Source organism: Caballeronia terrestris, from assembly GCF_001544515.1.
In the GTDB taxonomy this organism is placed as follows: Bacteria; Pseudomonadota; Gammaproteobacteria; order Burkholderiales; family Burkholderiaceae; genus Caballeronia; species Caballeronia terrestris.
On record NZ_FCOL02000008.1, the window covers coordinates 25,984 to 49,172 of the forward strand.

General features: G+C 65.3%; 23 protein-coding genes. 12 read left to right on the forward strand and 11 right to left on the reverse strand.

Annotation, left to right across the window (positions count from 1 at the left end; all coding sequences use genetic code 11):
- The first annotated feature begins 24 nt into the window (after positions 1-24).
- The 6 genes from AWB67_RS09335 (at position 25) to AWB67_RS09355 (ending at position 4,603) form a co-directional block, all read left to right on the forward strand.
- Entirely contained in the window at positions 25-348 is a 324-nt protein-coding gene (locus AWB67_RS09335) for a hypothetical protein (protein ID WP_087655960.1), read from the forward strand.
- The gene (locus AWB67_RS39480; protein ID WP_125477568.1) at positions 345-596 is read left to right on the forward strand and encodes a hypothetical protein; all 252 of its coding nucleotides are present in this window, start codon (positions 345-347) and stop codon (positions 594-596) included. Before AWB67_RS09335 ends, AWB67_RS39480 begins: the two co-directional genes overlap by 4 nt.
- A 125-nt stretch (positions 597-721) precedes the next feature.
- Positions 722-1,633, forward strand: coding sequence for a YihY/virulence factor BrkB family protein (locus AWB67_RS09340; protein WP_235025089.1), 912 nt, complete (start codon positions 722-724; stop codon positions 1,631-1,633).
- A gap of 89 nt (positions 1,634-1,722) precedes the next feature.
- Entirely contained in the window at positions 1,723-2,574 is an 852-nt protein-coding gene (locus AWB67_RS09345; protein ID WP_087655961.1) for a DMT family transporter, read from the forward strand.
- A 336-nt stretch (positions 2,575-2,910) separates the two neighbouring features.
- Positions 2,911-3,540 (forward strand): hypothetical protein, encoded by a 630-nt coding sequence (locus AWB67_RS09350; RefSeq protein ID WP_125477569.1) that lies wholly within the window; start codon positions 2,911-2,913, stop codon positions 3,538-3,540.
- On the forward strand, positions 3,500-4,603 hold the full coding sequence (locus AWB67_RS09355) for a GGDEF domain-containing protein (RefSeq protein WP_200822201.1): 1,104 nt from the start codon (positions 3,500-3,502) through the stop codon (positions 4,601-4,603). Before AWB67_RS09350 ends, AWB67_RS09355 begins: the two co-directional genes overlap by 41 nt.
- Before the next feature lie 335 nt (positions 4,604-4,938).
- Here AWB67_RS09355 and AWB67_RS09360 read toward each other — a convergent pair whose 3' ends face one another.
- Both AWB67_RS09360 and AWB67_RS09365 read right to left on the reverse strand, forming a co-directional pair.
- Positions 4,939-5,856, reverse strand: coding sequence for a recombination-associated protein RdgC (locus AWB67_RS09360; protein ID WP_087656113.1), 918 nt, complete (start codon positions 5,854-5,856; stop codon positions 4,939-4,941).
- 62 nt (positions 5,857-5,918) lie between these two features.
- Positions 5,919-6,818 carry a DMT family transporter gene (locus tag AWB67_RS09365; protein ID WP_087656114.1) on the reverse strand — a complete coding sequence of 300 codons (900 nt, stop codon included), beginning with the start codon at positions 6,816-6,818 and terminating at the stop codon, positions 5,919-5,921.
- Positions 6,819-6,929: 111 nt separating this feature from the next.
- Here AWB67_RS09365 and AWB67_RS09370 point away from each other — a divergent pair, with 111 nt between their 5' ends.
- The gene (locus AWB67_RS09370; RefSeq protein ID WP_087655963.1) at positions 6,930-7,394 is read left to right on the forward strand and encodes an Lrp/AsnC family transcriptional regulator; all 465 of its coding nucleotides are present in this window, start codon (positions 6,930-6,932) and stop codon (positions 7,392-7,394) included.
- Positions 7,395-7,476: 82 nt separating this feature from the next.
- Complete coding sequence (locus AWB67_RS09375) at positions 7,477-7,794, forward strand: hypothetical protein (RefSeq protein ID WP_087655964.1); 318 nt, start codon at positions 7,477-7,479, stop codon at positions 7,792-7,794.
- Positions 7,795-7,907: 113 nt separating this feature from the next.
- Here the strand turns inward: AWB67_RS09375 and AWB67_RS41405 are convergent, their stop codons facing one another.
- Positions 7,908-8,075: a hypothetical protein gene (locus AWB67_RS41405; RefSeq protein WP_200822202.1), complete on the reverse strand. Its 168-nt coding sequence runs from the start codon at positions 8,073-8,075 to the stop codon at positions 7,908-7,910.
- Positions 8,076-8,144: 69 nt separating this feature from the next.
- Complete coding sequence (locus AWB67_RS09380; protein WP_087655965.1) at positions 8,145-8,972, reverse strand: EamA family transporter; 828 nt, start codon at positions 8,970-8,972, stop codon at positions 8,145-8,147.
- A 264-nt stretch (positions 8,973-9,236) separates the two neighbouring features.
- Here AWB67_RS09380 and AWB67_RS09385 point away from each other — a divergent pair, with 264 nt between their 5' ends.
- Entirely contained in the window at positions 9,237-10,631 is a 1,395-nt protein-coding gene (locus AWB67_RS09385) for a selenium-binding family protein (RefSeq protein ID WP_087655966.1), read from the forward strand.
- Between the two features lie 10 nt (positions 10,632-10,641).
- A complete protein-coding gene (locus AWB67_RS09390; RefSeq protein ID WP_087655967.1) occupies positions 10,642-11,283 on the forward strand; it encodes a hypothetical protein in 642 nt (213 codons plus the stop codon).
- Positions 11,284-11,290: 7 nt separating this feature from the next.
- Here AWB67_RS09390 and bla read toward each other — a convergent pair whose 3' ends face one another.
- Both bla and AWB67_RS09400 read right to left on the reverse strand, forming a co-directional pair.
- The gene (gene bla / locus AWB67_RS09395; RefSeq protein ID WP_087655968.1) at positions 11,291-12,169 is read right to left on the reverse strand and encodes a class A beta-lactamase; all 879 of its coding nucleotides are present in this window, start codon (positions 12,167-12,169) and stop codon (positions 11,291-11,293) included.
- Between the two features lie 38 nt (positions 12,170-12,207).
- Positions 12,208-13,179, reverse strand: coding sequence for an ornithine cyclodeaminase family protein (locus tag AWB67_RS09400; protein WP_087655969.1), 972 nt, complete (start codon positions 13,177-13,179; stop codon positions 12,208-12,210).
- Between the two features lie 150 nt (positions 13,180-13,329).
- Between AWB67_RS09400 and AWB67_RS09405 the strand changes: the two genes are divergently transcribed.
- Together AWB67_RS09405 and AWB67_RS09410 are read left to right on the forward strand one after the other, a co-directional pair.
- Positions 13,330-14,115, forward strand: coding sequence for a lysine/arginine/ornithine ABC transporter substrate-binding protein (locus AWB67_RS09405; RefSeq protein ID WP_087655970.1), 786 nt, complete (start codon positions 13,330-13,332; stop codon positions 14,113-14,115).
- A 22-nt stretch (positions 14,116-14,137) separates the two neighbouring features.
- Positions 14,138-15,379: an NAD(P)/FAD-dependent oxidoreductase gene (locus AWB67_RS09410; protein WP_087655971.1), complete on the forward strand. Its 1,242-nt coding sequence runs from the start codon at positions 14,138-14,140 to the stop codon at positions 15,377-15,379.
- 21 nt (positions 15,380-15,400) lie between these two features.
- On the opposite strand, the gene AWB67_RS09415 is transcribed toward AWB67_RS09410, so the two are convergent.
- The 5 genes from AWB67_RS09415 to AWB67_RS09435 all read right to left on the reverse strand — a co-directional run bounded on the left by AWB67_RS09415 (position 15,401) and on the right by AWB67_RS09435 (position 23,067).
- Positions 15,401-16,870: an efflux transporter outer membrane subunit gene (locus AWB67_RS09415; RefSeq protein WP_087655972.1), complete on the reverse strand. Its 1,470-nt coding sequence runs from the start codon at positions 16,868-16,870 to the stop codon at positions 15,401-15,403.
- Entirely contained in the window at positions 16,867-18,051 is a 1,185-nt protein-coding gene (locus AWB67_RS09420; protein WP_087655973.1) for an efflux RND transporter periplasmic adaptor subunit, read from the reverse strand. The genes AWB67_RS09415 and AWB67_RS09420 overlap by 4 nt, the downstream gene beginning before the upstream one ends.
- 36 nt (positions 18,052-18,087) lie before the next feature.
- Entirely contained in the window at positions 18,088-21,273 is a 3,186-nt protein-coding gene (locus tag AWB67_RS09425; RefSeq protein ID WP_087655974.1) for an efflux RND transporter permease subunit, read from the reverse strand.
- Positions 21,274-21,450: 177 nt separating this feature from the next.
- The gene (locus tag AWB67_RS09430) at positions 21,451-22,521 is read right to left on the reverse strand and encodes a hypothetical protein (protein ID WP_087655975.1); all 1,071 of its coding nucleotides are present in this window, start codon (positions 22,519-22,521) and stop codon (positions 21,451-21,453) included.
- 339 nt (positions 22,522-22,860) lie between these two features.
- Positions 22,861-23,067, reverse strand: coding sequence for a hypothetical protein (locus AWB67_RS09435; RefSeq protein WP_087655976.1), 207 nt, complete (start codon positions 23,065-23,067; stop codon positions 22,861-22,863).
- Between the last annotated feature and the right edge of the window lie 122 nt (positions 23,068-23,189).

Genomic DNA, 23,189 nt, shown 5'->3' on the forward strand with positions numbered 1-23,189 from the left:
GACCCACATCCAAGGAACCCGACGATGAAACCGACCGCCCTCCTGATCGCCGCCGTCGCCGTTCTCCTGTGCGCGTGCACGCAGACCGGGCCGGTCGAGTTGTCGCTGGGCGGCGGCGCGCCACCATCGGGTCTCGCCAGCGACAACGCCGATTTCACCGGCATGGACCGCACGATGGACGGCTGCAAGCAAGCCGCGAAGAGCGCCGGCGCGGGGCGCTGCACGCAGGTCCGCGCTTACGAGGCGTGCATGAAGACGAAGGGTTACATCACGGTGCTCGGTCCGGAGAATCCGCCCGGCTGCGGCCAGCCCGCGTGGGAGGAAGACGTGCGCAAGTGGCTGCAATGAGCACGGCCCGGTCGACTAAAGTCTGCCCGCACCCTGCCGATAATCCTGACATGAAAAAGAAACGTGTCACCTCTCGGGATATGCACGACGCCTTTGCCGCCGCTGGCGAGACGCTCGCTCTGATTTGCCGCCTGCGCGGCATCGATGCCGTTGACCTCGCGCCGAGCGAAGTCGACGCATTCTGGAACATGGCGCTCGATGTCGCCGCGCAGAAGGATCTGGTCCCTGACGAAGCCCGCCGGAACTGACCGCCACACGCACCCGCGGTGCAGAAATTGCTGCAAGAGGCCACTATTGTCCGAATGCCGCGCGAAACCCGCGCGGCGCCGAAGACGGCCGCCCTGACGGCCTTCGGCCCCGGCGGAGGTCTCATGTGAAAGTCGTATGGAAAATTCTGGGTCCGAACGTCCAGAACATCGCGAGCCATCCGGGCACCTTCGTCGTGCAGACGTTGAAGGCGTTTCGCGCCAATCAGGGCATGCTGCTCGCGGGCGCGGTCGCCTATTACGCGCTGCTCTCTATCGTCCCGCTCCTCATCCTGATCGTGATCGCGCTGTCGAACGTCGTCGGGCAGCAGACGCTTCTCGATAACCTCGCGCGTCTCCTCGAATGGCTCGTGCCAGGGCAGGCGCGTGCGGTCGTTCGGGAATTGTCGAACTTCCTCGCGCATCGTGCTGTCATCGGCTGGCTATTGCTGGTTACGATGATTTTCTTCAGTTCGCTCGCCTTTACCGTGCTGGAAAACGCGATGTCGGTGATCTTCGTGCACCGCGTCGCGATCCGGCGACGGCATTTCCTGCTCTCCGCCCTGCTCCCTTACTGCTACATCCTGTGTCTCGGTATCGGCATGCTAGTCGTGACGATCGTCTCGAACGGCCTGCAGGCGATGGGCGACAGCAGCATCGACCTCTTCGGCGAGTATGTATCGCTGAAGGGGTTTTCGCGCGCGCTGCTCTACCTCCTCGGCCTCGCGGGCGAGATTTTCGTGCTGACGTCGATCTATCTCGTGATGCCTGTCGGAAGGCCGTCGCTGCGGCATGCGCTGATCGGCGGCGTCACGGCGGCGCTCTTGTGGGAAATCACGCGGCATGTGCTCGTTTGGTACTTCGCGACGCTCTCGCAGGTGAGCGTCGTCTACGGGTCGCTGACGACGTCGATTGTCGTGCTCTTCAGTCTCGAAGCGCTCGCGACGCTGCTGCTCTTCGGCGCGCAAGTCATCTCGGAATTCGAACGCTTCGGCACGGCGGTCGATGAAGCCGAGCCGGAGCCGTTTCATACGGGTTGATGCGGCCGGAAATCCGCCGTTGTTCGCGTCGTCGGCCTACATTGGAAGTGTCGCCTTCCATCTCGCCGCCCTCCCCGGCCGCGACGCCCATGCCGCGCACGCGAACCGCCCTGCTGACCACCGTTGCGATGTTCGCTTTCGCGGGCAATTCGCTGCTTTGCCGGCTGGCGCTCAAGGGCACGGCCATCGATCCTTCGACGTTTACGCTCGTGCGGATCGCGTCGGCGGCGCTCGTGTTGTGGGTGATCCGCCGGACGCGCGGCGTTGGCGGCCGACTCGGCGGCAACTGGGCGTCGGCGCTTGCGCTGTTCGTGTACGCGGCGGGATTTTCTCTGGCTTACGTGCATCTCGCGGCTGGAACCGGCGCGCTGCTGCTCTTCGGCGCCGTCCAGGCGACGATGATCGGCTATGGCGTCGTCAACGGCGAGCGAATGCGCGTGCGGCAGTGGATGGGGCTGCTGATCGCGCTGGCAGGCCTCGTGTGGCTCGTGCTGCCGAGGGCGGTTTCCGCGCTGTCGACGCCGGTCGGGGTATCGATGCTGATGCTCGGCGCGGGCGCCGCATGGGGCGTCTACTCGCTGCGCGGACGCAGCGCCGCCGATCCCGTCGCGACAACCGCTGGCAATTTCCTGCGCGCCGTGCCGTTTGCGGTTGCGCTAAGTGTCGCGACGATCAGCAGTGTTTCGTTCGATGGCGTCGGATTGGCGTATGCGATCGTGTCGGGGGCGTTGACGTCGGGCGCGGGTTATATCGTGTGGTACGCCGCGTTGAAACAATTGACGGCGTCGAGCGCGGCGTCGGTGCAGTTGAGCGTGCCGGTGATTACGGCGGTCGGCGGGATCGTGCTGCTCGGGGAACCGTTGACGGTGCGGCTCGTCGTCGCTTCGGTAGCGATTCTCGGGGGCGTCGCGCTGGTAATAGCGCGGCGGACGGCACATTGACAAGCGACGCGCTTCGTCCAGTGCTGCTTGGTCGGGACCGAAGTTTGCTGACAATTTTGGGCTGAAAGCGCCGAATCCGCGACCTTGCGCAGACGCTTTGACGAGCCGTGACATCCGTCCAACAAGGGATTACCCGCTGTCCACTTCGCGCAACGGCGCACCGGGCTGACGGAATATGCATTACTGGCGCCGCTTTCTCGTTAAAATCTGTTGAATAAGCTCGAATCGGATTCTGTCAGACGAGTCCGAAATGGTTCCGCTTTGCCGTGAAAGCGTGTCTGTGCCCAAGCGCCCCCGGCGCATCAACGTCTGACGAACCGTTTCGGAGACGCTGACATGACAAGACACGACATGCCGCCGACCTCCGGCAGAGGTCTGCTGGACGCCGACATCGATTATTCCGACGATGGCCTGCCCGTGCCGCCACCGCCGCGTTTCGGGCGCCTTGCGCTGTGGGTCGTGTCGGCGAGTGCGCTGGTGATGGGCGTCGCGGGGACGGTTGCGTATCGCGTCTGGTTTGATCACGAGCAGACTGCATACGTCGAAGCGCTGTCGAGCGCGCGCACGACGCTGGGCATGTCGCAGGCGACGTTGGCGCAGGCTTCGTACGGAACCGTCGATGCATCGCGCGGCGTCACGCCGGCCGCTGCCGAAACCGTCACCCCGGTCGCCCCGATCACGCTTGCCAGCGCAGACACATCACCCACGAGCGCTCCGCTCGTCTTGCCCGCCGCGCCGGGCCGCGCAGGCACGCCGGCCGCCGCCGCGAACCGCGCGCAGCAAACGGCGCAGTCAAAGGCGAGCCGCGCCCAGACGACGCAAAACACCGCCCAAAACCGCCGCCACACCACGCCGCGCGCCAAGCCGAACGAGAGCCTGTTCGCCCGCATGGGTTCATTTTTCCACCGCGTGAGCTATCGACAGAATGTCAACGGAAGCCAGCGAGACGAATATTCCCGTCCCTGAAGGCCGGCCGGCGCTGCGTTTCATGCCACGGCTGCCGGGACCGGCGCCGATGGCGGGCGCCGCCCTCCTTTGCCTGTTGATCGGCCTGCTGTTCCTGGCCGTCCAGGTCCGGTCTATTTTCTCGGCGCAATTGCAGCAGGAATACATCGGACTCGTGCTGGAAGCCGTTGATCGCGCGGAAAGCGCCCGCGATGCCGCTACGACCCTCTCAACCCCGCCAGCCACGGACGCTTACCGCCGCGCCCGCATCGACCTCTCCACGCGCCTCGCCACGCTCGACGCCCTCGTGAACGCCAGCCCGCAGCCGGCGCCGCCGCTTCCGAAAGACTCGTTGTTACCCACCGCCAGTCTCACCACCTTGAGCGCATCACTCGATGCGACCGCGTCCTACTGGCGCGCGCAACGTGAAAACGTGAGCGCCGCGATGCGCGAGCGCATTTCGCGCGTTGCGGATACGTTGATCCTGCTGTCCGCGATCGTGTTCGGCGTCTTCGTCACTGCGCTCGGCATGTACGCGAAGCGCAACCGGCAACTGGCCGGTATGTCGCACGAATTCGAGCACGCCGCGCTCCACGACGCCATGACGGGCCTGCCCAACCGGCGGCGCCTGTTTGCCGCGCTGGAGGCGACGGCGGCGGCATCGCCGGAAACGGGGCGCAAGATCGCCGTGCTTTACATTGATCTGGACGGCTTCAAGCGCGTGAACGACACGCTCGGCCACCGTATCGGCGATGAGTTTCTGATCGCGGTGTCGCGGCGTTTCAGGCAGTCGGTAAGGAATGGGGATGTGGTCGCGCGGATCGGAGGCGACGAGTTCGCCGTGCTCGTCGCGCGCTTCGAGACGGACTCGGAACTTGCCGCGATCGCGCAGCGGCTGATCAACTGCGTCGCGCAGACCGACGAGCAGATGGGGCTCGGGCTCGTGCGCGCAAGCATCGGGATCGCGAGCTTCCCGGATCGCGTCGACGATTACTGGCGGCTCGTCGCAGCAGCCGATGAAACGATGTACGAGGTCAAGCGCAACGGGAAGGATGGGTTCGCGTTCGCGCAACGCGGGGAGTGAGGGCGTGGGACGCGGGCTAGCGTTCGACACACCGCGGCGGATCGTCGCGATTGGACAATGCGCGCGGCCACGCGCTACGAAGACTGGTTCGCACAGCTCGCCGCGCGCACAGCGCGCTGAGTGAACGACGCGGCGCGCGGCCTCGGCGTTGACACACCGGCGGCTCGCCGCGACTAAACAATGCGCGCGGCCACGCGCTATGAATCTGGCTCGCGAGGCACGACGAAGTACGTGAATTACGCGGCGAGCAGATCACTGCCTGAGCGCGATTGCAGTACCCAGGCGGGCGCAACCAAGACCGGACGCGCGTTCGCGCACCGATCCCAAAGGACGTCCTACGCCGCCTGCTCCACCACCCTCTCCGCCTCCCCGCCCAGCGCATCGGCGAGATCGACAAAAAGCCGCCCCAATTCCGCCGTCATCAGCACGAAATCCGACTCGAAACGCTCCTCGTCGTTCTGCGCGGTCGGATCGGACGCTTCCTTCAGCACGTCGAGCGGGGTCACGCGCTTGATCGTGAGCGACGGCGTCAGCACGAACGACACGCGGTCGTTCCACGTCATCGCAAGCCGCATGCATTGCTTGCCGCCTTCGATGTGGCGCCGCATGTCGTCGGCGTCGAGCGCGTGGCCGACGTAGCGCACCGTCGCGTTGCCTTCGCCCGTCGAGCGCAGTTCCGTGTCCTGATCGAGTGAGAAGCCGCTGGGCGCATCGCCCGACAGGAGCCATTCCGTCATCGCCGACACCGGCGAGCTCGCCACGCGCACGCTCGCGAGGGGCAAGCGGTCGATCGACTTCACCAGCAGGCTGCGCACTTCGTCCGCGAGCGTCGGCGATGCCGCGTCAATCACGAGCCAGCCGTTCACCGGATCGATCCACACGCGCGTATCACGGCGAATGCTGAACGCGCGCGGCAGGAGTTCGTCGGTGACTTGCTCCTTCAGCTCGCGCAACTGCTTGCGGCCGGGTTTGAAGCCCTGCTGCTCTTCGAGTTCGACGGCGCGCGCCTTCGTCACCTGATTGACCACCGACGCCGGCAGCAACTTCTTCTCCGCACGATAAACAAGCAGCATCTGCCGATTGGTCGAATAGACGAGCGCGCCGTCATCGCGCGGCGAGGCCCAGCCGTGCGCCTGCATCTCGACGGTGTTCCCCGGCGCGAACGCGTGCGGCGCAAGCCATGTTTCGATCTGCGCGGGAGTGACGGCCCAGTGAGCCGGAAGACGATGAAGCTGAAGGTTCTTGAACCACATGGGAACGCCCTGCGTTTGAGCAAAGCGCGCCATTCTAACCGAGCATCGCGGGCATAGCGCGTTCAGTTCGCGGTCGCGCGCCGCGCCGGCACGATGCGCCAGCCGAGATTGACGCCCGCCGCCGCGAGCAGGATCAACACCGCGCCCGCGACCTGCAGCCACGCGAGCCGCTGCCCGAACGCGATCCAGTCGACGACGATCGCCACCACCGGATAGATGAACGACAGCGCGCCGGTCATCGCGGTCGGCAGCTTCTGGATCGCGCCGTAAAGCAGCACGTACATGAGCCCCGTATTCACGACGCCGAGCACGACGAGCTCGATCCACCCGGACGCCACTGCCGGCAACTGGTCGAATCGCACGAAGGGACTGAGCATGATCACGCCGAGCGAAACGTGCAGCAGCGCGATCAGATGCGGCGGCGTTCCCTTCAGGCGCTTCGTCACGATCGACGAGATCGCGTACAGGAACGCCGCGCCGAGCGCATAGCCGATGCCTTCAAGATACTGACCGGGCATCGCGAGCACGGCGGGCTCGACGCGCACCACCATCACGAGCCCGGCGAACGCGATGCCGAGCCACGCGATCGTCGACATCGAGACGCGCTCGCGCAAGACGAGCACGCCGAGCGCGACGAGCATGAACGGCTGCGTGTTGTAGACGGTCGTCGCCATCGAGATCGAGGCGCGCGAATAGGCCGCGAACAGCAGCAGCCAGTTGCCGACGATCGCGACGCTGCCGAGCGCGACCAGGAGCAGCATGCGCCACGAGAAGAACTGCCGCCGCAGCACGCCGAGCACAGCGCAGGCGGCGAAGAGCGTCGCGCCACCGAACACGCAGCGGAAGAACACGACGTTAAACGGCGTTTGCCCCGAAGAGACGACGAGCCAGCCGATCGTGCCCGACATCAGCATGGCGAGGCTCATTTCGATTGCGCCACGGCGCGTTTCATCGGTATGCATGATTGCGTTGATGTCGAGTTTCGATGCGATCAAGTCTATCGGCGGCGAACGCGCCAAACCATGCCTAAAATTAGGCGTATCGATGAATTTGCCTTTTGAAAGAAGCTCACCATGTCGAAAAACCTTACATCGCAACCAGGCCTCGACGACATCGACTGCGAGATGCTCTCGATCCTCGCCGACGACGCACGCATCGCCATCACCGAACTCGCGCGGCGCGTCGGCCTCTCCGCGCCGAGCACGGCCGAGCGCATGCGGCGGCTCGAAGCGCAGGGCGTGATCGAAGGCTTCGAGGTGCGGATCGCGCCGCGCGCGCTCGGCTACACGCTGCAGGCGATCGTGCGCGTGAAACCGCTGCCCGGGCAGTTGCACCTGGTGGAAGAAGAAATCCGCCGCATCCCGGAATTCGTCGAGTGCGACAAGGTGACCGGCGACGATTGCTTCATCTGCCGCCTCTATCTGCGCTCGATCGAGCAACTCGACGCAATCCTCTCGAAAATCACGGAGCGCGCGGAAACGAGCACGGCGATCGTCAAATCGACACCGGTCGCGCGTCGGCTTCCTCCCCTCAGCTAGGCGGCGCGCGGCTCGGGCGGCCGCCCTACAAACGGCGCGGCAACAGGTCTACACTGGGTGGCGAATCACCAGGAGGAACACCATGCCCGATATCGACGCCAACCGCACCTTCCGCGGGCTTCCCCTGACCGAAGAACAGGATGCCGAAGTCCGCCACTACATCAAGAAGAAAAAGCAGCACGGCGAGCCGTGGGACACACCTGAATTGCGCGAGATGCTGCGCGACATGCTCGAACCGCCCGGCGACGACGACCTCGCAGCCGACGACTCCGACGACGAAACCCGCGCGGCATCGGAGCGCGCGTCCGCCTTCATCGACGAAGCGATGGACCCGATCGAAGCCAGCGAGGAATGGCACGCCGCGATGGAAGCCGAAGCCATGAAGGGGCCGAAGCGCTGACATTCGCGCCTGAGTCGCGCAAAAAGCATGTAACGCCCGCGGAAAACAAAACCGCCGGCGCGTAGGGCCGGCGGTGGGCCGCGTCGCGCGGCCGAGTGAGTACCACTCGGTTGCTAGTGCTTGTGCTTCATCCAGTCGCGCAGCGGATGGGTGTCGAGCCAACGCGCGTTCGTGGCATGCGGCTCTCCCCTGTGTTCGGCGCGGCGACGCGTCACCAGCACGACGGTGATGCAGAGCACCACCACGATCCCAACTATCAAGCTGATCATCGACTCAGTCATGGCAGCCTCCTCCGAGGTCAGGGCCATGCTTACATTGTAGGTGAGCCGCGGATAATCACCAGCCGCACCTCAGGCGCCGAGGCAGATCGCGCCCGCCGCGATCACGCAGCACGCGGCGATGCGCCGGAACGTCAGCCGTTCGTTGAGGAACATGCGCCCGATCAGCGCCGCGAACACGACGCTCGTCTCCCGCAGGGCGGACACCGCGCCCATCGAGCCAAACTGCATCGCCCAGATGACGATGCCGTACGCCGCGATCGACACCATCCCGCCGCCCGCCGAGCGCCCGATGTCCGCGAGCGGCGTGCGGAGCGCCGCGACGCCGCGCACGGAGATGAAAACGAGCGGCATCAACAGGAAAAACGCGAACATCCACGCCGTATAGCCGGCAGCCGATCCCGCGACGCGCACGCCCATGCCGTCAATCACCGTATAGACCGCGATCGTCGCGCCCGTGAGGAACGCGACCGCCGCGCCTTTGCCGGACACGCGTCCGCGTTCGAGCGCAAGCGACACGATGCCGCCGGAGACGAGCAGGACGCCCGCCATTGGCAAGAGTCCCAGGTGCTCGCGCGCGAAAAGCGCGGCGCCGAGCGCGACAAGCAATGGCGACGAGCCGCGCGCGATTGGATATGTTTCGCCGAGATCACCGCTGCGGTACGCGTAGACGAGACTCACGCTGTAGACGATATGCACGAGCCCCGACGCGACGATGTACGGAAACGCGGGCGCGGCGGGCATCGGCAGGAAAGGGATCGCGATGACCGAGACGAGGCCCGTGCAGGTGCTCATCCACGTCATCGAGAGGAAGCGGTCGCGGTTGCCGTGCAGCATGGCGTTCCATGTCGCATGCAGGATTGCGGCCAGCAGGACAAAACCGCCTACGTAGGTGAACATTTCGATGCGTCTCGCGCGTATCCTGGATCGCGATGATTGAATTGCTTAAACCAGTGCGGGTCAAGGCTTTTTTGCGGCCGGCTCGCGCTGCAATGCCACATCCGACGCCCTGACAGAATCCTTGCGCTGAGCGCAACGTCATCCGCGTGCGTGTCCTATAGTGCAAACACCACCCCGAGCAACTTCGTTGCATGGGATCAGAGTAAGCCTAAAGCGCCAACTCTGATCGACAGCGCCAACTCTGTTCGACAGGAGAAACGAATCATGGCGACATGGAGACCGGACCCCAGCTTCTACCCTTCACCCCGCTTGGCGGCCCAGGCCCCGCCCGAACAACTCGCCTACGTCGCAACATTCGATCCCGAGAGGAAGCAACCCGACGCGCTCGCAGTCGTCGACGTCGATCCGCAATCGCCGACTTACACGCAAATCGTCAGCCAGTTGGCGATGCCCAATACCGGCGACGAACTGCATCACTTCGGCTGGAACGCGTGCTCGTCCTGCCTGTGCCCGAACGCGCCGCACCCGCATATGGAGCGGCGCTATCTGATCGTGCCGGGGCTGCGCTCGTCGCGCATCCATATCGTCGATACGAAGCCGGACCCGCGCAACCTGAGCATCGTCAAGACGATCGAGCCGGAAGAATTCGCCGAGAAGACCGGCTACACGCGCCCGCACACCATCCACTGCGGGCCGGGCGGCATCTACGTGACCGCGCTCGGCAACGCTGAAGGCAAAGCGCCGGGCGGCATCGCGCTGCTCGACCAGCAGAGCTTCGATCCGCTCGGCCGCTGGGAAGTGCAGCGCGGCCCGCAGCAACTCGCCTACGACGGCTGGTGGCATCTCGGCTACGACACGGTCGTCACGAGTGAATGGGGCACGCCCGACACGTTCGAGAACGGCCTCGTCCCCGAAATCCTGCTTGGCGGGAAATACGGCCGCAAGCTCCACTTCTGGGACATGACGCGCCGCAAGCACCTGCAGGAAATCGACTTCGGCGACGAATACCAGCTCGTCTTCGAACTGCGTCCCGCGCACGATCCGACCAAGCCCTACGGCTTCGTCAATTGCGTGATCAGCCTGAAGGATCTGTCGTCGTCGATCTGGACGTGGTATCGCGACGGCGACAAGTGGGCCGTCAAAAAGATCATCGACATTTCCGCCGAGCCCGCCGATGCTTCCGTGCTCCCGCCGATGCTCAAGGGCTTCGGCGCGGTGCCGCCGCTCGTCTCCGACATTGATCTCTCGATGGACGACCGCTTCCTCTACGTGTCGTGCTGGGGCACGGGCGACCTGCTGCAATACGACGTCTCCGACCCGTTCGCGCCGAAGCTCACGGGCAAGGTGCGCATCGGCGGGATCGTGTCGCGCGAGACGCATCCGGGTGCGAAGAATGGCAAGCTCAACGGCGGCCCGCAGATGGTCGAAGTAAGCCGTGACGGCCGGCGCGTCTATTTCACGAACTCGCTCTACGGCGCGATCGACGACCAGTTCTATCCAGATGGCATCGACGGCTGGATGGTCAAGCTCGACGCCGATCCATCAGGCGGGTTGTCCGCCGACAAGAACTTCTTCATCGACTGGCCGAAGGGACGCCGTCCGCATCAGATCCGGCTGCAAGGCGGCGACTGCTCGTCCGATTCGTATTGCTACCCGTAGGCGCTTTTTGATGGAGCCCGGTTCAACCACGATGTGGCTTAGCGCCGCCGGCCTCGGCGCTTTCCACGGCATCAATCCGGCGATGGGCTGGCTCTTCGCCGTCGCGCTGGGGTTGTACGCGCACAGCCGGCGCGTCGTGCTGATCTCGCTTGTGCCGATCGCGATCGGGCATGCGGCGTCGGTCGCGCTCGTGCTCGCGGGCGCGCTCACGCTCGGCTCGCTGATCGATCACGCGTATCTGAATCGTGCGTGCGGCGCGTTGCTGATCGGCTGGGGCGGGTGGTGCGCGGTGCGCGGGCATCGCGGAAAACCGGTGATCGGGATGCGCACGGGGCTGGCGGGGCTCGCGGTGTGGTCGTTCGTGATGTCGAGTGCGCACGGCGCAGGGTTCATGCTGATCCCGGTGCTGCTGCCGCTGTGCGCCGCGGCGGGACCGGCGGCCAGTTTCGCAGCGACCGCGAAGACGCTGCCGCCCGCCGCACTCGTGCTCGGCATCCATACGCTCGCGATGCTCGCGGTAATCGGCGCGATCTCGATGATCGTCTACGACCGCGCGGGTGGACTTGGCTTTCTGCGCACGGGATGGATCAACATCGATCTCGTGTGGAGCGCCGCGCTCGTGCTGTGCGGCGCGGCGCTGATTCTCCTGTGACTCGGGCTTAGCCGAACTTCTCCGCGACGATCCTGGCCGCCGATGCAAGCACGTCGTCGCGTGCCTTTGCGTCCTGCTCGCGCTGCGTGAAGTAGATCACGAGGACGATGGGCGGCTTCGCGGGCGGCCACAGCACGGCGATGTCGTTCGACGTGCCGTAGTCGCCCGTGCCGGTCTTGTCGGCGACTTGCCAGTCGCGCGGAACGCCGGCGCGGATGCGCTTGTCGCCCGTCGTGTTAGCGCGCATCCAGGTTTGAAGCTGGTCTCTCTGCGCGACGCCGAGCGCGTTGCCCAGTGCGAGGCGCTGCAAGGTGAGCGCCATCGCGGCGGGCGTGGTCGTGTCGCGCGGATCGCCGGGGATCGCCGTGTTGAGCTCGGTCTCCATGCGGTCGAGCCGGAATTCGGTGTCGCCGATGGAGCGTGCGTACGCCGTGACATCCGCGGGCGACTCGCCGTGCAGACGAATCAGCAGGTTCGCCGCCGCGTTGTCGCTGTACTGGAGCGCGGCGGCACAGAGTTCGCCGACCGTCATGCCATCCGCGACGTGTTTGCTCGTCACCGGCGAATTCGCGACGATGTCGCTTTGCCCGTAGCGAATGCGACGCGCGAGCAGGCCCTCGTCGCGCGCGCTGCGCGTGAGGATCGCCGACGACAGCACCACCTTGAACGTGCTGCAGAACGCAAAGCGTTCGTCCGCGCGATAGTCGATGCGGGAGCCGTCGGCGGTGTTCAGCGCGGATACGCCGAGGCGTCCCTTCGATGCGTCTTCGAGCGCTTTCAGCCGCGATGCGGCCGAGGCATCGGCCGGTGACGACATGCAAGCGCTCGCAAAAGGTATCGATATGGCCGCGGCCAGCCATGCGCGGCGAACGGGTGAATGCGTCATCTGTGCTTTTCCTCCTTTGCTTAACAAAGGAGGCAATTCTATGCCGCTTCGCGCAACTGCAGATACAACGCATGCGCAATGGCCACATCCTCCAGCCCGAGCCCGATCGACCGGAAGAACGCGTGCCGCTCGTAAGAAGGCGCACTGCACGCGCCGCTCACGAGTTCCGCGAGATCGCCGTGGATCGCATCGGGCGACCAGCCGCTTTCGCTCGCGATGACCATCTCGCCGGCACTCGACGGCGTCGTGCGCCGATAGTCGCAGTACACATCCATCGCGGGCAACGCTGCCGGATCGACTTCATGCGCCCGCGCGACGTTCGTGCTGACCGACGTGACCAGCGCAGGCTTCGTCAGATCGCCGAACTCAAGAACAGGCGTCCCCGACGACGTGCACAGCATCACGACATCGGCATCGCGCACACACTCGGCGCTCGTCTCTGCGATGCCGATGCGCGGATCGATCGCGCGGAGTTCGGCTTGACGCGCGGCATCGTTTGCGAGGCGCGGCGAGTACACGCGGATGCTCTCCCACGCGCGCAGCGGCGCCGTGTGCCGCAGATGCGCAAGCGCCACCGCGCCCGATCCGATCACCGCGAGCCGCGTGCTGTCCTTCTTCGCCAGATAGTCGACGGCGAGCGCCGTCGTACCCGCCGTGCGCTCGGTGGTGAGGAGCGTGGCGTCGCACCACATCAGCGGCTGGCCGTTTTGCATCGACATCAGCGCTGTCCACGCGGTGATCACCGGCGCGCCCGGCACCGCGATGTACGGCGAGAGCTTCGCGCCGAACACTTTCTCTTCGGAGAGCACGCCGAGATACGTGATGAAGTCGCCCGCGCCTTGCGGGAAAAGCGTGAGGGTCTGCAGCGGCTGGACCGCTTCCGCGCGAGCGAGCGAGGCGAACATGCGTTGCAGCGCGCCACGCACATCAAGCTTGGGCAGCGCCGCGCGAACCTCTTCCTCTCCGACGACGACCGGCGCCTCAGCGCCCCGATTAAGCGATTCGTTCATTCCGAGCCTCCTTTCCATTGATGGACATTTTCGTCCATTCTAGACTTTTATTTTATTTTTAGTCTATATTGCGGTGGCGGCCTCGTCTCTCACGACCCGCGCCGCGATGATCGGAAAGCGCACTTACAACATACGACTACGGTGACAACGATGAAGTGGAAAACGATCTGCTTCGCGGGCGCGGCGAGCTTCGCCTTCGCGCTCGGCGCGGCGCACGCCGACACTCAGCAAGCCCTGCGATTCGGCGTCGAGGCGGCGTATCCGCCATTCGAGAGCAAGACGCCGTCGGGGCAACTGGAGGGCTTCGACATCGATATCGGCAACGCGGTTTGCCAGCGCATCAAGATGAAATGCGTGTGGGTCGAGAACAGTTTCGACGGCCTGATTCCGGCGCTCCAGGCGCGCAAGTTCGACGTGATCAACTCGGCGATGAACATCACGACCAAGCGTCGCCAGGCCATCGATTTCACGCCGCCCATCTACGTGATGCCGATCCAGCTCGTCGCCAAGCGCGGCTTGAACCTGCTGCCAACGACCGCGAGCCTCAAGGGCAAGTCGATCGGTGTGTTGCAGGGCTCGACGCAGGAGGATTTCGTGCGCAAGCACTGGGCGAAAGAAGGCGTGCAGGTCGTGACGTACCAGAGCCAGGACCAGATTTTCGCGGACCTCTCCGCCGGGCGGCTGGACGGCGGCGTGCAGGAAGTGCAGACCGCCATCGACGGCTTTCTCGCCAAGCCCGAAGGCCGCGACTTCGATTTCGCGGGCCCGCCCGTCTCCGATCCGACGACGCTCGGCGAAGGCACGGGCTTCGGTCTGCGCAAGAACGACGCCGCGCTCAAAGCGAAGATCGCCGCCGCGCTCGACGAGATGAAGAAGGACGGCACGCTCAGCCAGTTGTCGCAGAAGTACTTCAAACGCGACATCATTGCGAAGTGATGCTGTTTTTGCAAAGGACGATATGGCAAAGGACGTGATCGTGCTTGGGGCGGGCATCGTCGGCGTGAGCGTGGCGTTGCATCTGCGACAGCGCGGATTCGACGTCGTGCTCGTCGACCGGCGCGCGCCCGGCGAGGAGACCAGCTTCGGCAACGCGGGGCTGATCGAGGCGTCGGCGGTGGTGCCGTATGCGTTTCCGCGCGACTGGCGCACCGTGCTGCGCTACGCGCGCAACGGCTCGACCGCGCTGCGCTACGACGTGCGCTCGCTGCCGTCGTATGCGCGCTGGCTCGCGCGCTTCTGGTGGGAGTCCGCGCCCGGCCGTCTGCAGGCCGCCGCGCGCGACATGCTGCCGCTCATCGGGCGCAGCGTCGCGGAGCACGAGGCGTTCATCGAGCGCGCGGGCCTCGCCGATCTCGTGCGGCCGACCGGCTGGCTCGAAGCGTATCGCGCGGCCGATGCATTCGAACGCGAGGCGCTCGATGCGCAACGCATCGCGGCGACGCATGGGCTGGATGTGCGCATCCTCGATCGCGCGGGCTTGAGCGGTGCTGAGGCGTCACTCACGAGCGGCTATGCGGGCGCGATCCACTGGACCGATCCGCGCAGCGTGTCCGACCCCGGCGCGTTGACGAAGGGCTACGCGCGGCTCTTCGAGCACGAAGGCGGCCGCATCGTGCGCGGCGATGCGGCGACGCTCGAACAGCGTGGCCAAGCGTGGCGCGTGCAAACGGACGATGGGCCGATCGAAGCCGAAGCGGCCGTCGTCGCGCTCGGCGCGTGGTCGGATCGCGTGCTGCGACCGCTCGGCTATCGCGTGCCGCTGATGGCGAAGCGCGGCTATCACATGCATTACGAGAGCACGGCGAAGGCGCCGTTGCTGCGGCCGGTGGTCGATATCGAGGGCGGGTATGTCGTTGCGCCGATGCGGCGCGGGCTCAGGCTGACGACGGGTGTCGAGCTGGCTACGCGAGAACGTCCGCCTAATCCGGTGCAACTCGATCTGGCGGAACGCGCGGCACGGCCGGTATTCGGGCTCGGGCGGCGACTCGACGACAAGCCGTGGCTCGGCCTGCGGCCGTGTACGCCGGATATGCGACCGGTGATCGGGCCGGCGGAGCGGCATCCGGGATTGTGGTTCGCTTTCGGGCACGCCCATCATGGACTGACGCTCGGTCCGGTGACCGGACGATTGCTCGCGGAAATGATGACGGGAGAGACGCCGTTTACCGATCCGGCGCCGTATCGGGTGGGGAGGTTTTAGGGCGTCGCGAGTGTGCGAGGATCACTCCCCCTTCGACACCCGCAACTCTCCCGCCGTCCACCCTCCCCCCACCGCCTTAACGAGCGCGACACTCGCCGCCATCCGCCTGCGCTCGATGCTCACCGCCGCGCGCTGGTCATTGAGCACGATCGCCTGCGTCACCACGACGCTCAAGTACGTGATCGCCCCGTTCTCATAGCGATTGCCCACCTTGCTCAACGCGCGCTGCGCCGCATCGACGGCTTCGCGCTGCGCATCCAGCGCCCGCCGCAGCACCTGCAGCGCGTTGACGTTGTCCTCCACCTGGCCGAATGCCGTCAGCACCGTCTGCCGGTAGTCCGCGACGCTCTCGTCGTAGGCTGCGCGCGCCGCGTCGCGGGCCGCCGCGCGTCCGCCGAAGTCGAGCACCGTGAACGCGAGCTGAGGCCCGAGAGACCAGAAGCGGCTCGGCGCCATCAGCCACGAGCTGAAGTTCGTCGCTTCGAGACCGCCCGTTGCCGCGAGCAGCAGATTCGGAAAGAACGCCGCCGTCGCGACACCCACGCGCGCATTCGCCTCCGCGACGCGCCTTTCCGCCGCCGCGATGTCCGGCCGGCGTTCGAGCAGCGTCGACGGGATGCCGAGCGGCAGCGCATCGAGCGCGGCGCCAGGGTTCGGCACGTTGCCCGCGTTCAGCGGTGAAACGTCGAGCGTGAACGACGACGGCGGCTCGCCGATCAAAATCGCGATCGCGTTGACGAGGCGGCTTTTCGTGGTCTCGAGGTCGATCAGTTGCGCCTGCGTCGACTTCAGTTGCTCCTCAGCCTGCGCGACGTCCGACTCCGCCGCGATGCCGCCCGCGAAGCGGTCCTTCGTCAGCGTGAGGGCTTTTTGATACGCCTGCAAGGTCTCGGCGAGCAAACGCTCTTCCTCCACCGTGCCGCGCAATTCGAAGTAGTTGGTCGCGAGTTCGGCCTGCATCGACAGGATCGCGCTTTGAAGGTCGGCGGCGCTCGCGGCCGCCTCGGCGCGACCGCCTTCGACCGCCCGCGAGATGCGGCCCCACAAGTCTGGTTCCCACGTGATCTGCGCGTTGAGCATGTAGTCGGGCAGCGTCACGCCCGCGCTCGACTTGTACAGCACGTTCTCCGATGCCCGCGACTGGTTGAACGCGACGTTCGCCGTCACGGTCGGAAAGTACGCGGCGCGCGATTGCGCCACCGCCGCCTGTGCGCCGCGAAAACGCGCAGCGGCGGCGGCCACCGTCTGGTTCGCCGCCGCGACTTTTTCTTCGAGCGCGTTGAGTTGCGGATCGCCGTAGATTTCCCACCACGGCGCGCGCGTTTTGGCGTCGGCGGGTTCGGCGGGCTTCCAGTCTTTCGACGCCGCATCAGCAGATTTAAAAGCCGCCGGCACACTCACGTCAGGCCGCACATAGTCTGGGCCAACAACACACCCCGTCAGCGCAAGACTCAAAGCCGATGCCACGGCCAAAGCGCGCATCGCGATCATGACGCCTTGCCCTCCGGCGCCTTAGCGTCCTTTTTGGCGACGCGCACCGCCGTACCGTCGATGATCGAATCGGGCGGATTCAGGATCACGCGCTCATCGCCGGTCAGGCCCGACACGATCGACACCCGCGTGCCGTAATCGGTGCCGAGCACAACCGGCAGGAGCTTCACGCGGCCGTTCGCATCGACGGTCGCGGCGCGCACGCCGTCGGGGCGGAAGAGCAGCGCGTTGCCCGGCAGCATCAGCCCGGGATTCGCGCTCGTGAGCTTGAAGCGAACCTGCGCGTACGCGCCCGCGAGCAGTTCGCCGCCGGGGTTTTTCACCTGCACCTCGACGCGCATCGTGCGCGCGACCGGATCGACGGCGCCCGCCGTGCGCACCACCGTGCCTTCGAACTTGCGATCGCCCTGCTCCGTCAGCAGCAGTTCGGCGGGCAAGCCGACCCGCACGAGCCGCGCATACGCCTGCGGCACGTCGACGAACACGCGCAACGTCGTCGGGTCCTGGATGTGGAACAGCTCGCGCCCGGCCGAGGCGCTGCCCGCATCGATCAACTGGCCGACATCGGTATTGCGCGCCGTGACGACGCCGTCGAACGGCGCGTAGATCTTCTGGAACGACACGAGCTGCGTGAGCCGCGACACATTCGCCTGCGACGCGTTGAGCGCCGCCTGCTTCGCGAGCATGTCGCCGTTCTTTTCGTCGGTCTCCTGGCGCGAGACGGAGTTGTTCTTCTGCATCTGCGCCCAGCGATCCGCCGTCGTCTTCGCGAGCAGGTAATTCGCGCGCGCGGTCTGTTCGTCGGCGCGGGCCTGGCGGAGCTGATCGTTGATTTCGGGCGCATCGATTTCGGCGAGCAATTGCCCCTTCTTCACATGCTCGCCGATATCCACTGTCCAGCGCTTCAGATAACCGTTCGTGCGCGCGAAGATCGGCGCATCGGAGAACGCGCGGATGTCGCCCGCGAGGATCAGGTCCTGCGTGGCCTTCATGCGCGTCGGTGCGATCACTTCGACGGTCTGCACGCTATAGCGATCGACATCGCGCTCCAGCTCGGCATGCGCCGAACGCCGCGACACGATGCCCTGCACGATTAGCGCGAGCACGACCACCACCGCGAGCACGAGCCATAGCCTGTTGCGTCGCGGTTGAATCGGCCGTTGCGGTCCCTGCTCTTCCATTTACGCTCCGAATAATTCTGCCTGCTGCTATTGAGGCTATTGCGGCGCGGGTGCGCCCGCGTCCGTCTTCTTTGCGCGCGCTTCGAGCCGCGTGTAGATCATCGAAAACACGACCGGCACGAAGAACAGCGTCGCGAGCGTGCCGACCATCAGCCCGCCGATCACCGCGCGTCCGAGCGGCGCGTTCTGCTCTCCGCCTTCGCCGAGGCCGATCGCCATCGGCACCATACCGATCATCATCGCGAGCGCGGTCATCAGCACCGGGCGAAAGCGCGTGAAGCCCGCTTCGAGCGCCGAGCGCACCGCGTCGCCGTGCTCCTGCAACGCGCTGCGCGCGAAGCTCACGACGAGAATGCTGTTCGCCGTCGCGATGCCGATACACATGATCGCGCCGGTGAGCGCGGGAATCGAGAGCGTGGTGTGCGTAAGGAACAGCATCCAGACGATGCCCGCGAGCGCGCCCGGCAGCGCCGTGATGATGATGAACGGATCGAGCCACGACTGGAAGTTCACGACGATCAGCAGATACACCAGCACGACCGCGAGGATCAGTCCAAACGCGAGGCCGTTGAACGACGAGTTCATCGTCTCGACCTGGCCACGGATGCTGATCGACGAGCCCTTCGGCAACTGGCCGCGCGCTTCGTCGATGATGCGCAACACGTCGTCCGACACCGCGCCCAGGTCGCGCCGCTCGGTGGTCGCGTAGAGGTTGATGCTCGTCTGCGCGTTGTAGTGGTACACGACCGCTTCGCGCGAGCCGCGCGAAAGCTGCGCGAGCGAGCCGAGCAGGTTCGTGCGGCCGGTCGACGACGTCACCGGAATGTTCGCCACCGATTGCAGCGAATCCATGTCGTATTGCGGCGCCGACGTGATCACGTTGTAGCTCACGCCGTTGGCCGGATTGAGCCAGAAGGTCGGCGTCGTCTGCTGGCTGCCGGAGAGCGTGATCAGCAGATTGTTCGCCACATCGCGCTGCGTGAAGCCCGCTTGCAGCGCCTTCGTGCGATCCACTTCGACGTTGATCGTCGGCAGGTCGGACGGCTGCTGGATGCGCGCATCGACGAGCCCCGGCACGCCGCGTATCTTCGCGAGCAGGCGGTTCGCGAACGCGCGGTTGCCCTGCACGTCGCGCCCCACGATCTCGATGTCGATCGGCGCGGGCACGCCGAAGTTCAGGATCTGGCTCACGATGTCGGCCGGCAGGAACGAGAACGCGACACCCGGAAACTCAGCGGGCAGCTTCTGCCGCAACTCGTGGATGTAATCGGCGGTCGGCTTGTGGTCTTCGCTCAAGCTGATGAGCACGTCGGCATCGGCGGAACTGATCGTGCCCGTGTTGCTGTACGAGAGGTTGATGCCCGACACCGGCAGGCCGATGTTGTCGATGATCGAATGCACTTCGTTCTTCGGGATCAACTGGCGCACGCGCTGGTCGACGCGATCGGTCAGCGCCGCCGTCTCCTCGATGCGCGTGCCGGTGCGCGTGCGCAAGTGCATCGCGATGACGCCGGCATCGACGGACGGGAAGAAATCGCGTCCGAGGAACGGCGCGAGCCCGAGCGAAAGCAGGCAGCACAACAGGAAGATGAGCGCGAAGCGGCCCGGGTGCTTCAGTTGCGCTTCGAGAAAGCCGCGATAGCGATGACGCACCGACTCGAAACGCCTTTCGAAGCCGAGATGGATGCGCACGAACGGATTTTTCGAGCCCTTCATGCCCTCGACGTCGCCGCCCATGTGCTCGTGGTTGCGCAGCAGGTATTTGGCAAGCGTCGGCACCAGCGTGCGCGAGAAGAAGTACGACGCGAGCATCGCGAACACGACCGCTTCGGCGAGCGGCACGAAGAGGTAATGCGCGACGCCCGTCAGCAGGAACATCGGAATGAACACGATGCAGATGGCAAGCGTCGAGACGAGCGTCGGCACGGCGATCTGCTGCGCGCCGTCGAGAATCGCCTGCTCCAGTTCCTTCCCCTGCTCCAGATTCTGGCTGATGTTTTCAATGGCGACGGTCGCATCGTCGACGAGGATACCCACCGCGAGCGCGAGGCCGCCGAGCGTCATGATGTTGATCGTCTGGCCGATCGCGGAGAGCATCACGATCGACGTGAGCATGGAAAGCGGGATCGAGATCGCGATGATGAGCGTCGCGCGCCAGCTCCCGAGAAAGAGCAGCACCATCAGCGCGGTCAGGCCGGCCGCGATCACCGCTTCGCGCAGCACGCCCGACACCGACGCCCGCACGAAGAGCGACTGGTCCGCGACCGGCTCGATTTTGAGCGACTCGGGTACGAGGCCCTTCAGCGTCGGCAGGAGCGCCTTCACGCGCGAGACGATGTCGAGCGTCGACGCGTTGCCGCTCTTGTTGATCGTGAGCAGCGATGCGCGCGTGCCGTCGAGGCGCACGATGTTCGTCTGCGGCTGAAAACCGTCGCGCACGTGCGCCACGTCCTTGATGTAGATCGTGCCGTTCGGGCCAGTGCGGATCGGGATGTCGTTGAGCCCTTCGATCGAGTTCGGGCTCGCGTTCAGGCCCACCGAATATTCGGTCGGACCGATCTTGGTCGTGCCGGTCGGCAGGATCAGGTTCTGCGCGCTGATCGCGTTGACGACGTCGGTCGGCGCGAGGTTTTTCGCCTGGAGCTTGCGCGAGTCGATGTCGACCATGATCTGGCGCTGCTTGCCGCCGTATGGCAGCGGCACGGAAGCGCCCTGCACGGTCGCGAGCTGCGTCTTGAGGAAGCTGTTGCCGAAGTCGTAGAGCTGCTGCTCGGTGAGCTCCATCGACGAAAGCGCGAGCCGCAGGATCGGCACCGTCGACGCGTTGTAGCGCAGGATGTTCGGCGGCGTGATGCCGGGCGGCAGCGCGCGGAGCTGCGTCTGCGAGAGCGCCGTGATTTCCGCGATCGCTTCATCGACGTTCGCGTTCGGCTGGAAAAAGATGCGGATCACCGCGATGCCCGGCAGCGACTCAGATTCGATGTGTTCGATATCGTTCACCGCCACCGAGAGCCCGCGCTCGTAGTTGAGCGTGATGCGCCGTTCCATCTGGTCGGGCGGCAGGCCGTTGTACGACCAGATCACGGAGACGACGGGGATGTCGATGTTCGGAAAGATGTCGGTCGGTGTGCGCGCGATCACGAGCGGACCGATGATCAGCAACAGCAGCGACAGAACGATAAACGTGTACGGGCGCCGGAGCGCGAGTCTGACGATCCACATCGATTTCGCTTGCCCGTATGTTTTCCGTGTCTGACGGTTATTGGATTTTCAACGCTCTATAACATGACACAAAAGAAGCTTACAAAACAAATCGCGCAAACGCTTGCGAGCGTTTGCGCGCGCGATTTCCGCTGAGGAATTAATTCAAAATATTACGGGGCGTTTCTTTCGATCACGCTAGTTCGCGGGAATCGTCACGATCGGCGCCTTCGAATCCTGCGTGACTTCCGCGAGCGCCATCAGGTTCTGCACGACCGTGAACGCGTACTTCGAATCGAAATCGCTGCGCTCGATCCAGTACTCGGACTGCCCGTACAGTATGTTCACGTAGGCATCGGGCGGCGCCTTCTTGCCCGTGCTGACGATGATCGTCGGACGCGTCTCCCCGCCGATCAGTCTGATGGTCGGCTGCGTCGAGCCGCTTTTGACCTGCTCGTCCGGCACGTTCACCTGTGCGCCCAGGTCCGTCAGGATGCCGAGCACCGAGCGCGTGACCATCGGAATGTGGTCGCCGCGCTGCGCGGACTGCCCGTAGACGATCTCGTAGGTCTTCGTTTTTGGCGAGAGCTTCAGGAGCTTGCGCACGCTCGCGAGATCGGCGGTGGTTTCCTTCGATGCACCGCTGGAAGTCGCGCCGATCGTGATGAACACCCGGCCGACGTGCTTCTCGTCGCGCGATTCGATGTTCAGCTCGCCCGCCATTTGCAGCCGCCTCAGCACGCGCAGGAGCTGGAAGAACTCCGGCGCGCCCGAACTGTTCGGGCCGCCGAGCGCGGTGCCGTTCTGCAACCCGCCGATCGACTGCGCGGTGATGCGCAAGAGCAGATCGATCGGCATGCCGCTTTCGGCGAGCGGCATCACGAGTGTCGGCGCTAGCGGACGGATATAGGCGCTCGCGTAGGCTTCGCCTGTCGTCGGGGTGAAGGTGAAGGTCGGGTGGTTCGAGTAGGACACGGCGCCCGTCGCCAGCGCGTAGTTCGGCTGCGAGCCGGAACCGGCGTTGAGCGTCGCGCCGGTGGTGGCATCGAAGGTATAGGCCGCGATGATCTGGCTCACGGTCAGGAACGCGGGGGAATCCGCGAACCTCAATCCGATGATGGCTGCAAGAATCTCACGCTTCTTGGCGTCGCCGAGGGCGCGCGCGTAATCGACCTGATCGGCCTTCAGCCGGTTGGGTCCGATCATCGAGCATCCCGCTGAAAGGCACGCCAGGCCGAGCACCGCTATCGAAATTGCCTTCCTTGTCATAGCCCTTGTGAGTCTGGATCAGTCGGTCAGGCGGACAGGAAGCCCGCCGCGTCGGGGCGGGGGTCGCAAATTTCATACCTTTGTTGATGTTTTGTTGCGGGAGAACGGCGGTTTTGGTCGCCCGTCGACGTTCGCGGGTTCTCGTGGAGTGATCGGCGGTGGTCGTTTGAGGGGCCCACTGGCGTCTGCGGCGCTTTTGCCGGGAGCCGACTACCAAAGGCCGGTTGTCCGGGCCATTGCCGTTCGCCACGCGTGCTGATCGCGCATCCGGCTCGGGAATCTGCGGACGAACGTCCTCCCGCGCTCACCTCGGGCGCGCTTCGACTACTTCGCCTGACTTCAGTTTGTCGCGCCGGGCGCCTGCGCTGCGTCGCCCTTAGCCGGAGCCTGCCGGTCCCTGATGTACCGGCTCGCGTCCGCGTGCTGGGCGACGAGCGTATCGAGGCGATCGGAGGCGAAACGCGGGCCGTCGTCGCGCGCGAAGGCGGGAGCGGCGAACGAGGACGCAAAGGTCAGCAACGACGCGGTCAGAAGCAGTTTCTTCATCATTCGCTCCATAGGTCACGCAGACACGGAGACACCGGACGACCAGGAGGCGCAAACGCGCCCCAAGGTCTATTTGATCCCGCCCTCGCCACGCCGTTCAACCACAAACCGGCCCGTCGTGA

Excerpts from the sequence above, each read along its gene's own strand:
- AWB67_RS09335 (WP_087655960.1), top strand. The coding sequence starts at position 25 with ATGAAACCGACCGCCCTCCTGATCGCCGCCGTCGCCGTTCTCCTGTGC.
- AWB67_RS09345 (WP_087655961.1), top strand. The coding sequence starts at position 1,723 with ATGCCGCGCACGCGAACCGCCCTGCTGACCACCGTTGCGATGTTCGCT.
- AWB67_RS09385 (WP_087655966.1), top strand. The coding sequence starts at position 9,237 with ATGGCGACATGGAGACCGGACCCCAGCTTCTACCCTTCACCCCGCTTG.
- AWB67_RS09430 (WP_087655975.1), bottom strand. The coding sequence starts at position 22,521 with ATGACAAGGAAGGCAATTTCGATAGCGGTGCTCGGCCTGGCGTGCCTT.
- AWB67_RS09405 (WP_087655970.1), top strand. The coding sequence starts at position 13,330 with ATGAAGTGGAAAACGATCTGCTTCGCGGGCGCGGCGAGCTTCGCCTTC.
- AWB67_RS09420 (WP_087655973.1), bottom strand. The coding sequence starts at position 18,051 with ATGGAAGAGCAGGGACCGCAACGGCCGATTCAACCGCGACGCAACAGG.
- AWB67_RS39480 (WP_125477568.1), top strand. The coding sequence starts at position 345 with ATGAGCACGGCCCGGTCGACTAAAGTCTGCCCGCACCCTGCCGATAAT.
- AWB67_RS09435 (WP_087655976.1), bottom strand. The coding sequence starts at position 23,067 with ATGAAGAAACTGCTTCTGACCGCGTCGTTGCTGACCTTTGCGTCCTCG.
- AWB67_RS09375 (WP_087655964.1), top strand. The coding sequence starts at position 7,477 with ATGCCCGATATCGACGCCAACCGCACCTTCCGCGGGCTTCCCCTGACC.
- AWB67_RS09400 (WP_087655969.1), bottom strand. The coding sequence starts at position 13,179 with ATGAACGAATCGCTTAATCGGGGCGCTGAGGCGCCGGTCGTCGTCGGA.
- AWB67_RS09415 (WP_087655972.1), bottom strand. The coding sequence starts at position 16,870 with ATGATCGCGATGCGCGCTTTGGCCGTGGCATCGGCTTTGAGTCTTGCG.
- AWB67_RS09410 (WP_087655971.1), top strand. The coding sequence starts at position 14,138 with ATGGCAAAGGACGTGATCGTGCTTGGGGCGGGCATCGTCGGCGTGAGC.
- AWB67_RS41405 (WP_200822202.1), bottom strand. The coding sequence starts at position 8,075 with ATGACTGAGTCGATGATCAGCTTGATAGTTGGGATCGTGGTGGTGCTC.
- AWB67_RS09350 (WP_125477569.1), top strand. The coding sequence starts at position 2,911 with ATGACAAGACACGACATGCCGCCGACCTCCGGCAGAGGTCTGCTGGAC.
- AWB67_RS09370 (WP_087655963.1), top strand. The coding sequence starts at position 6,930 with ATGTCGAAAAACCTTACATCGCAACCAGGCCTCGACGACATCGACTGC.
- AWB67_RS09390 (WP_087655967.1), top strand. The coding sequence starts at position 10,642 with ATGGAGCCCGGTTCAACCACGATGTGGCTTAGCGCCGCCGGCCTCGGC.
- AWB67_RS09425 (WP_087655974.1), bottom strand. The coding sequence starts at position 21,273 with ATGTGGATCGTCAGACTCGCGCTCCGGCGCCCGTACACGTTTATCGTT.
- AWB67_RS09355 (WP_200822201.1), top strand. The coding sequence starts at position 3,500 with ATGTCAACGGAAGCCAGCGAGACGAATATTCCCGTCCCTGAAGGCCGG.
- bla (WP_087655968.1), bottom strand. The coding sequence starts at position 12,169 with ATGACGCATTCACCCGTTCGCCGCGCATGGCTGGCCGCGGCCATATCG.
- AWB67_RS09365 (WP_087656114.1), bottom strand. The coding sequence starts at position 6,818 with ATGCATACCGATGAAACGCGCCGTGGCGCAATCGAAATGAGCCTCGCC.
- AWB67_RS09360 (WP_087656113.1), bottom strand. The coding sequence starts at position 5,856 with ATGTGGTTCAAGAACCTTCAGCTTCATCGTCTTCCGGCTCACTGGGCC.
- AWB67_RS09380 (WP_087655965.1), bottom strand. The coding sequence starts at position 8,972 with ATGTTCACCTACGTAGGCGGTTTTGTCCTGCTGGCCGCAATCCTGCAT.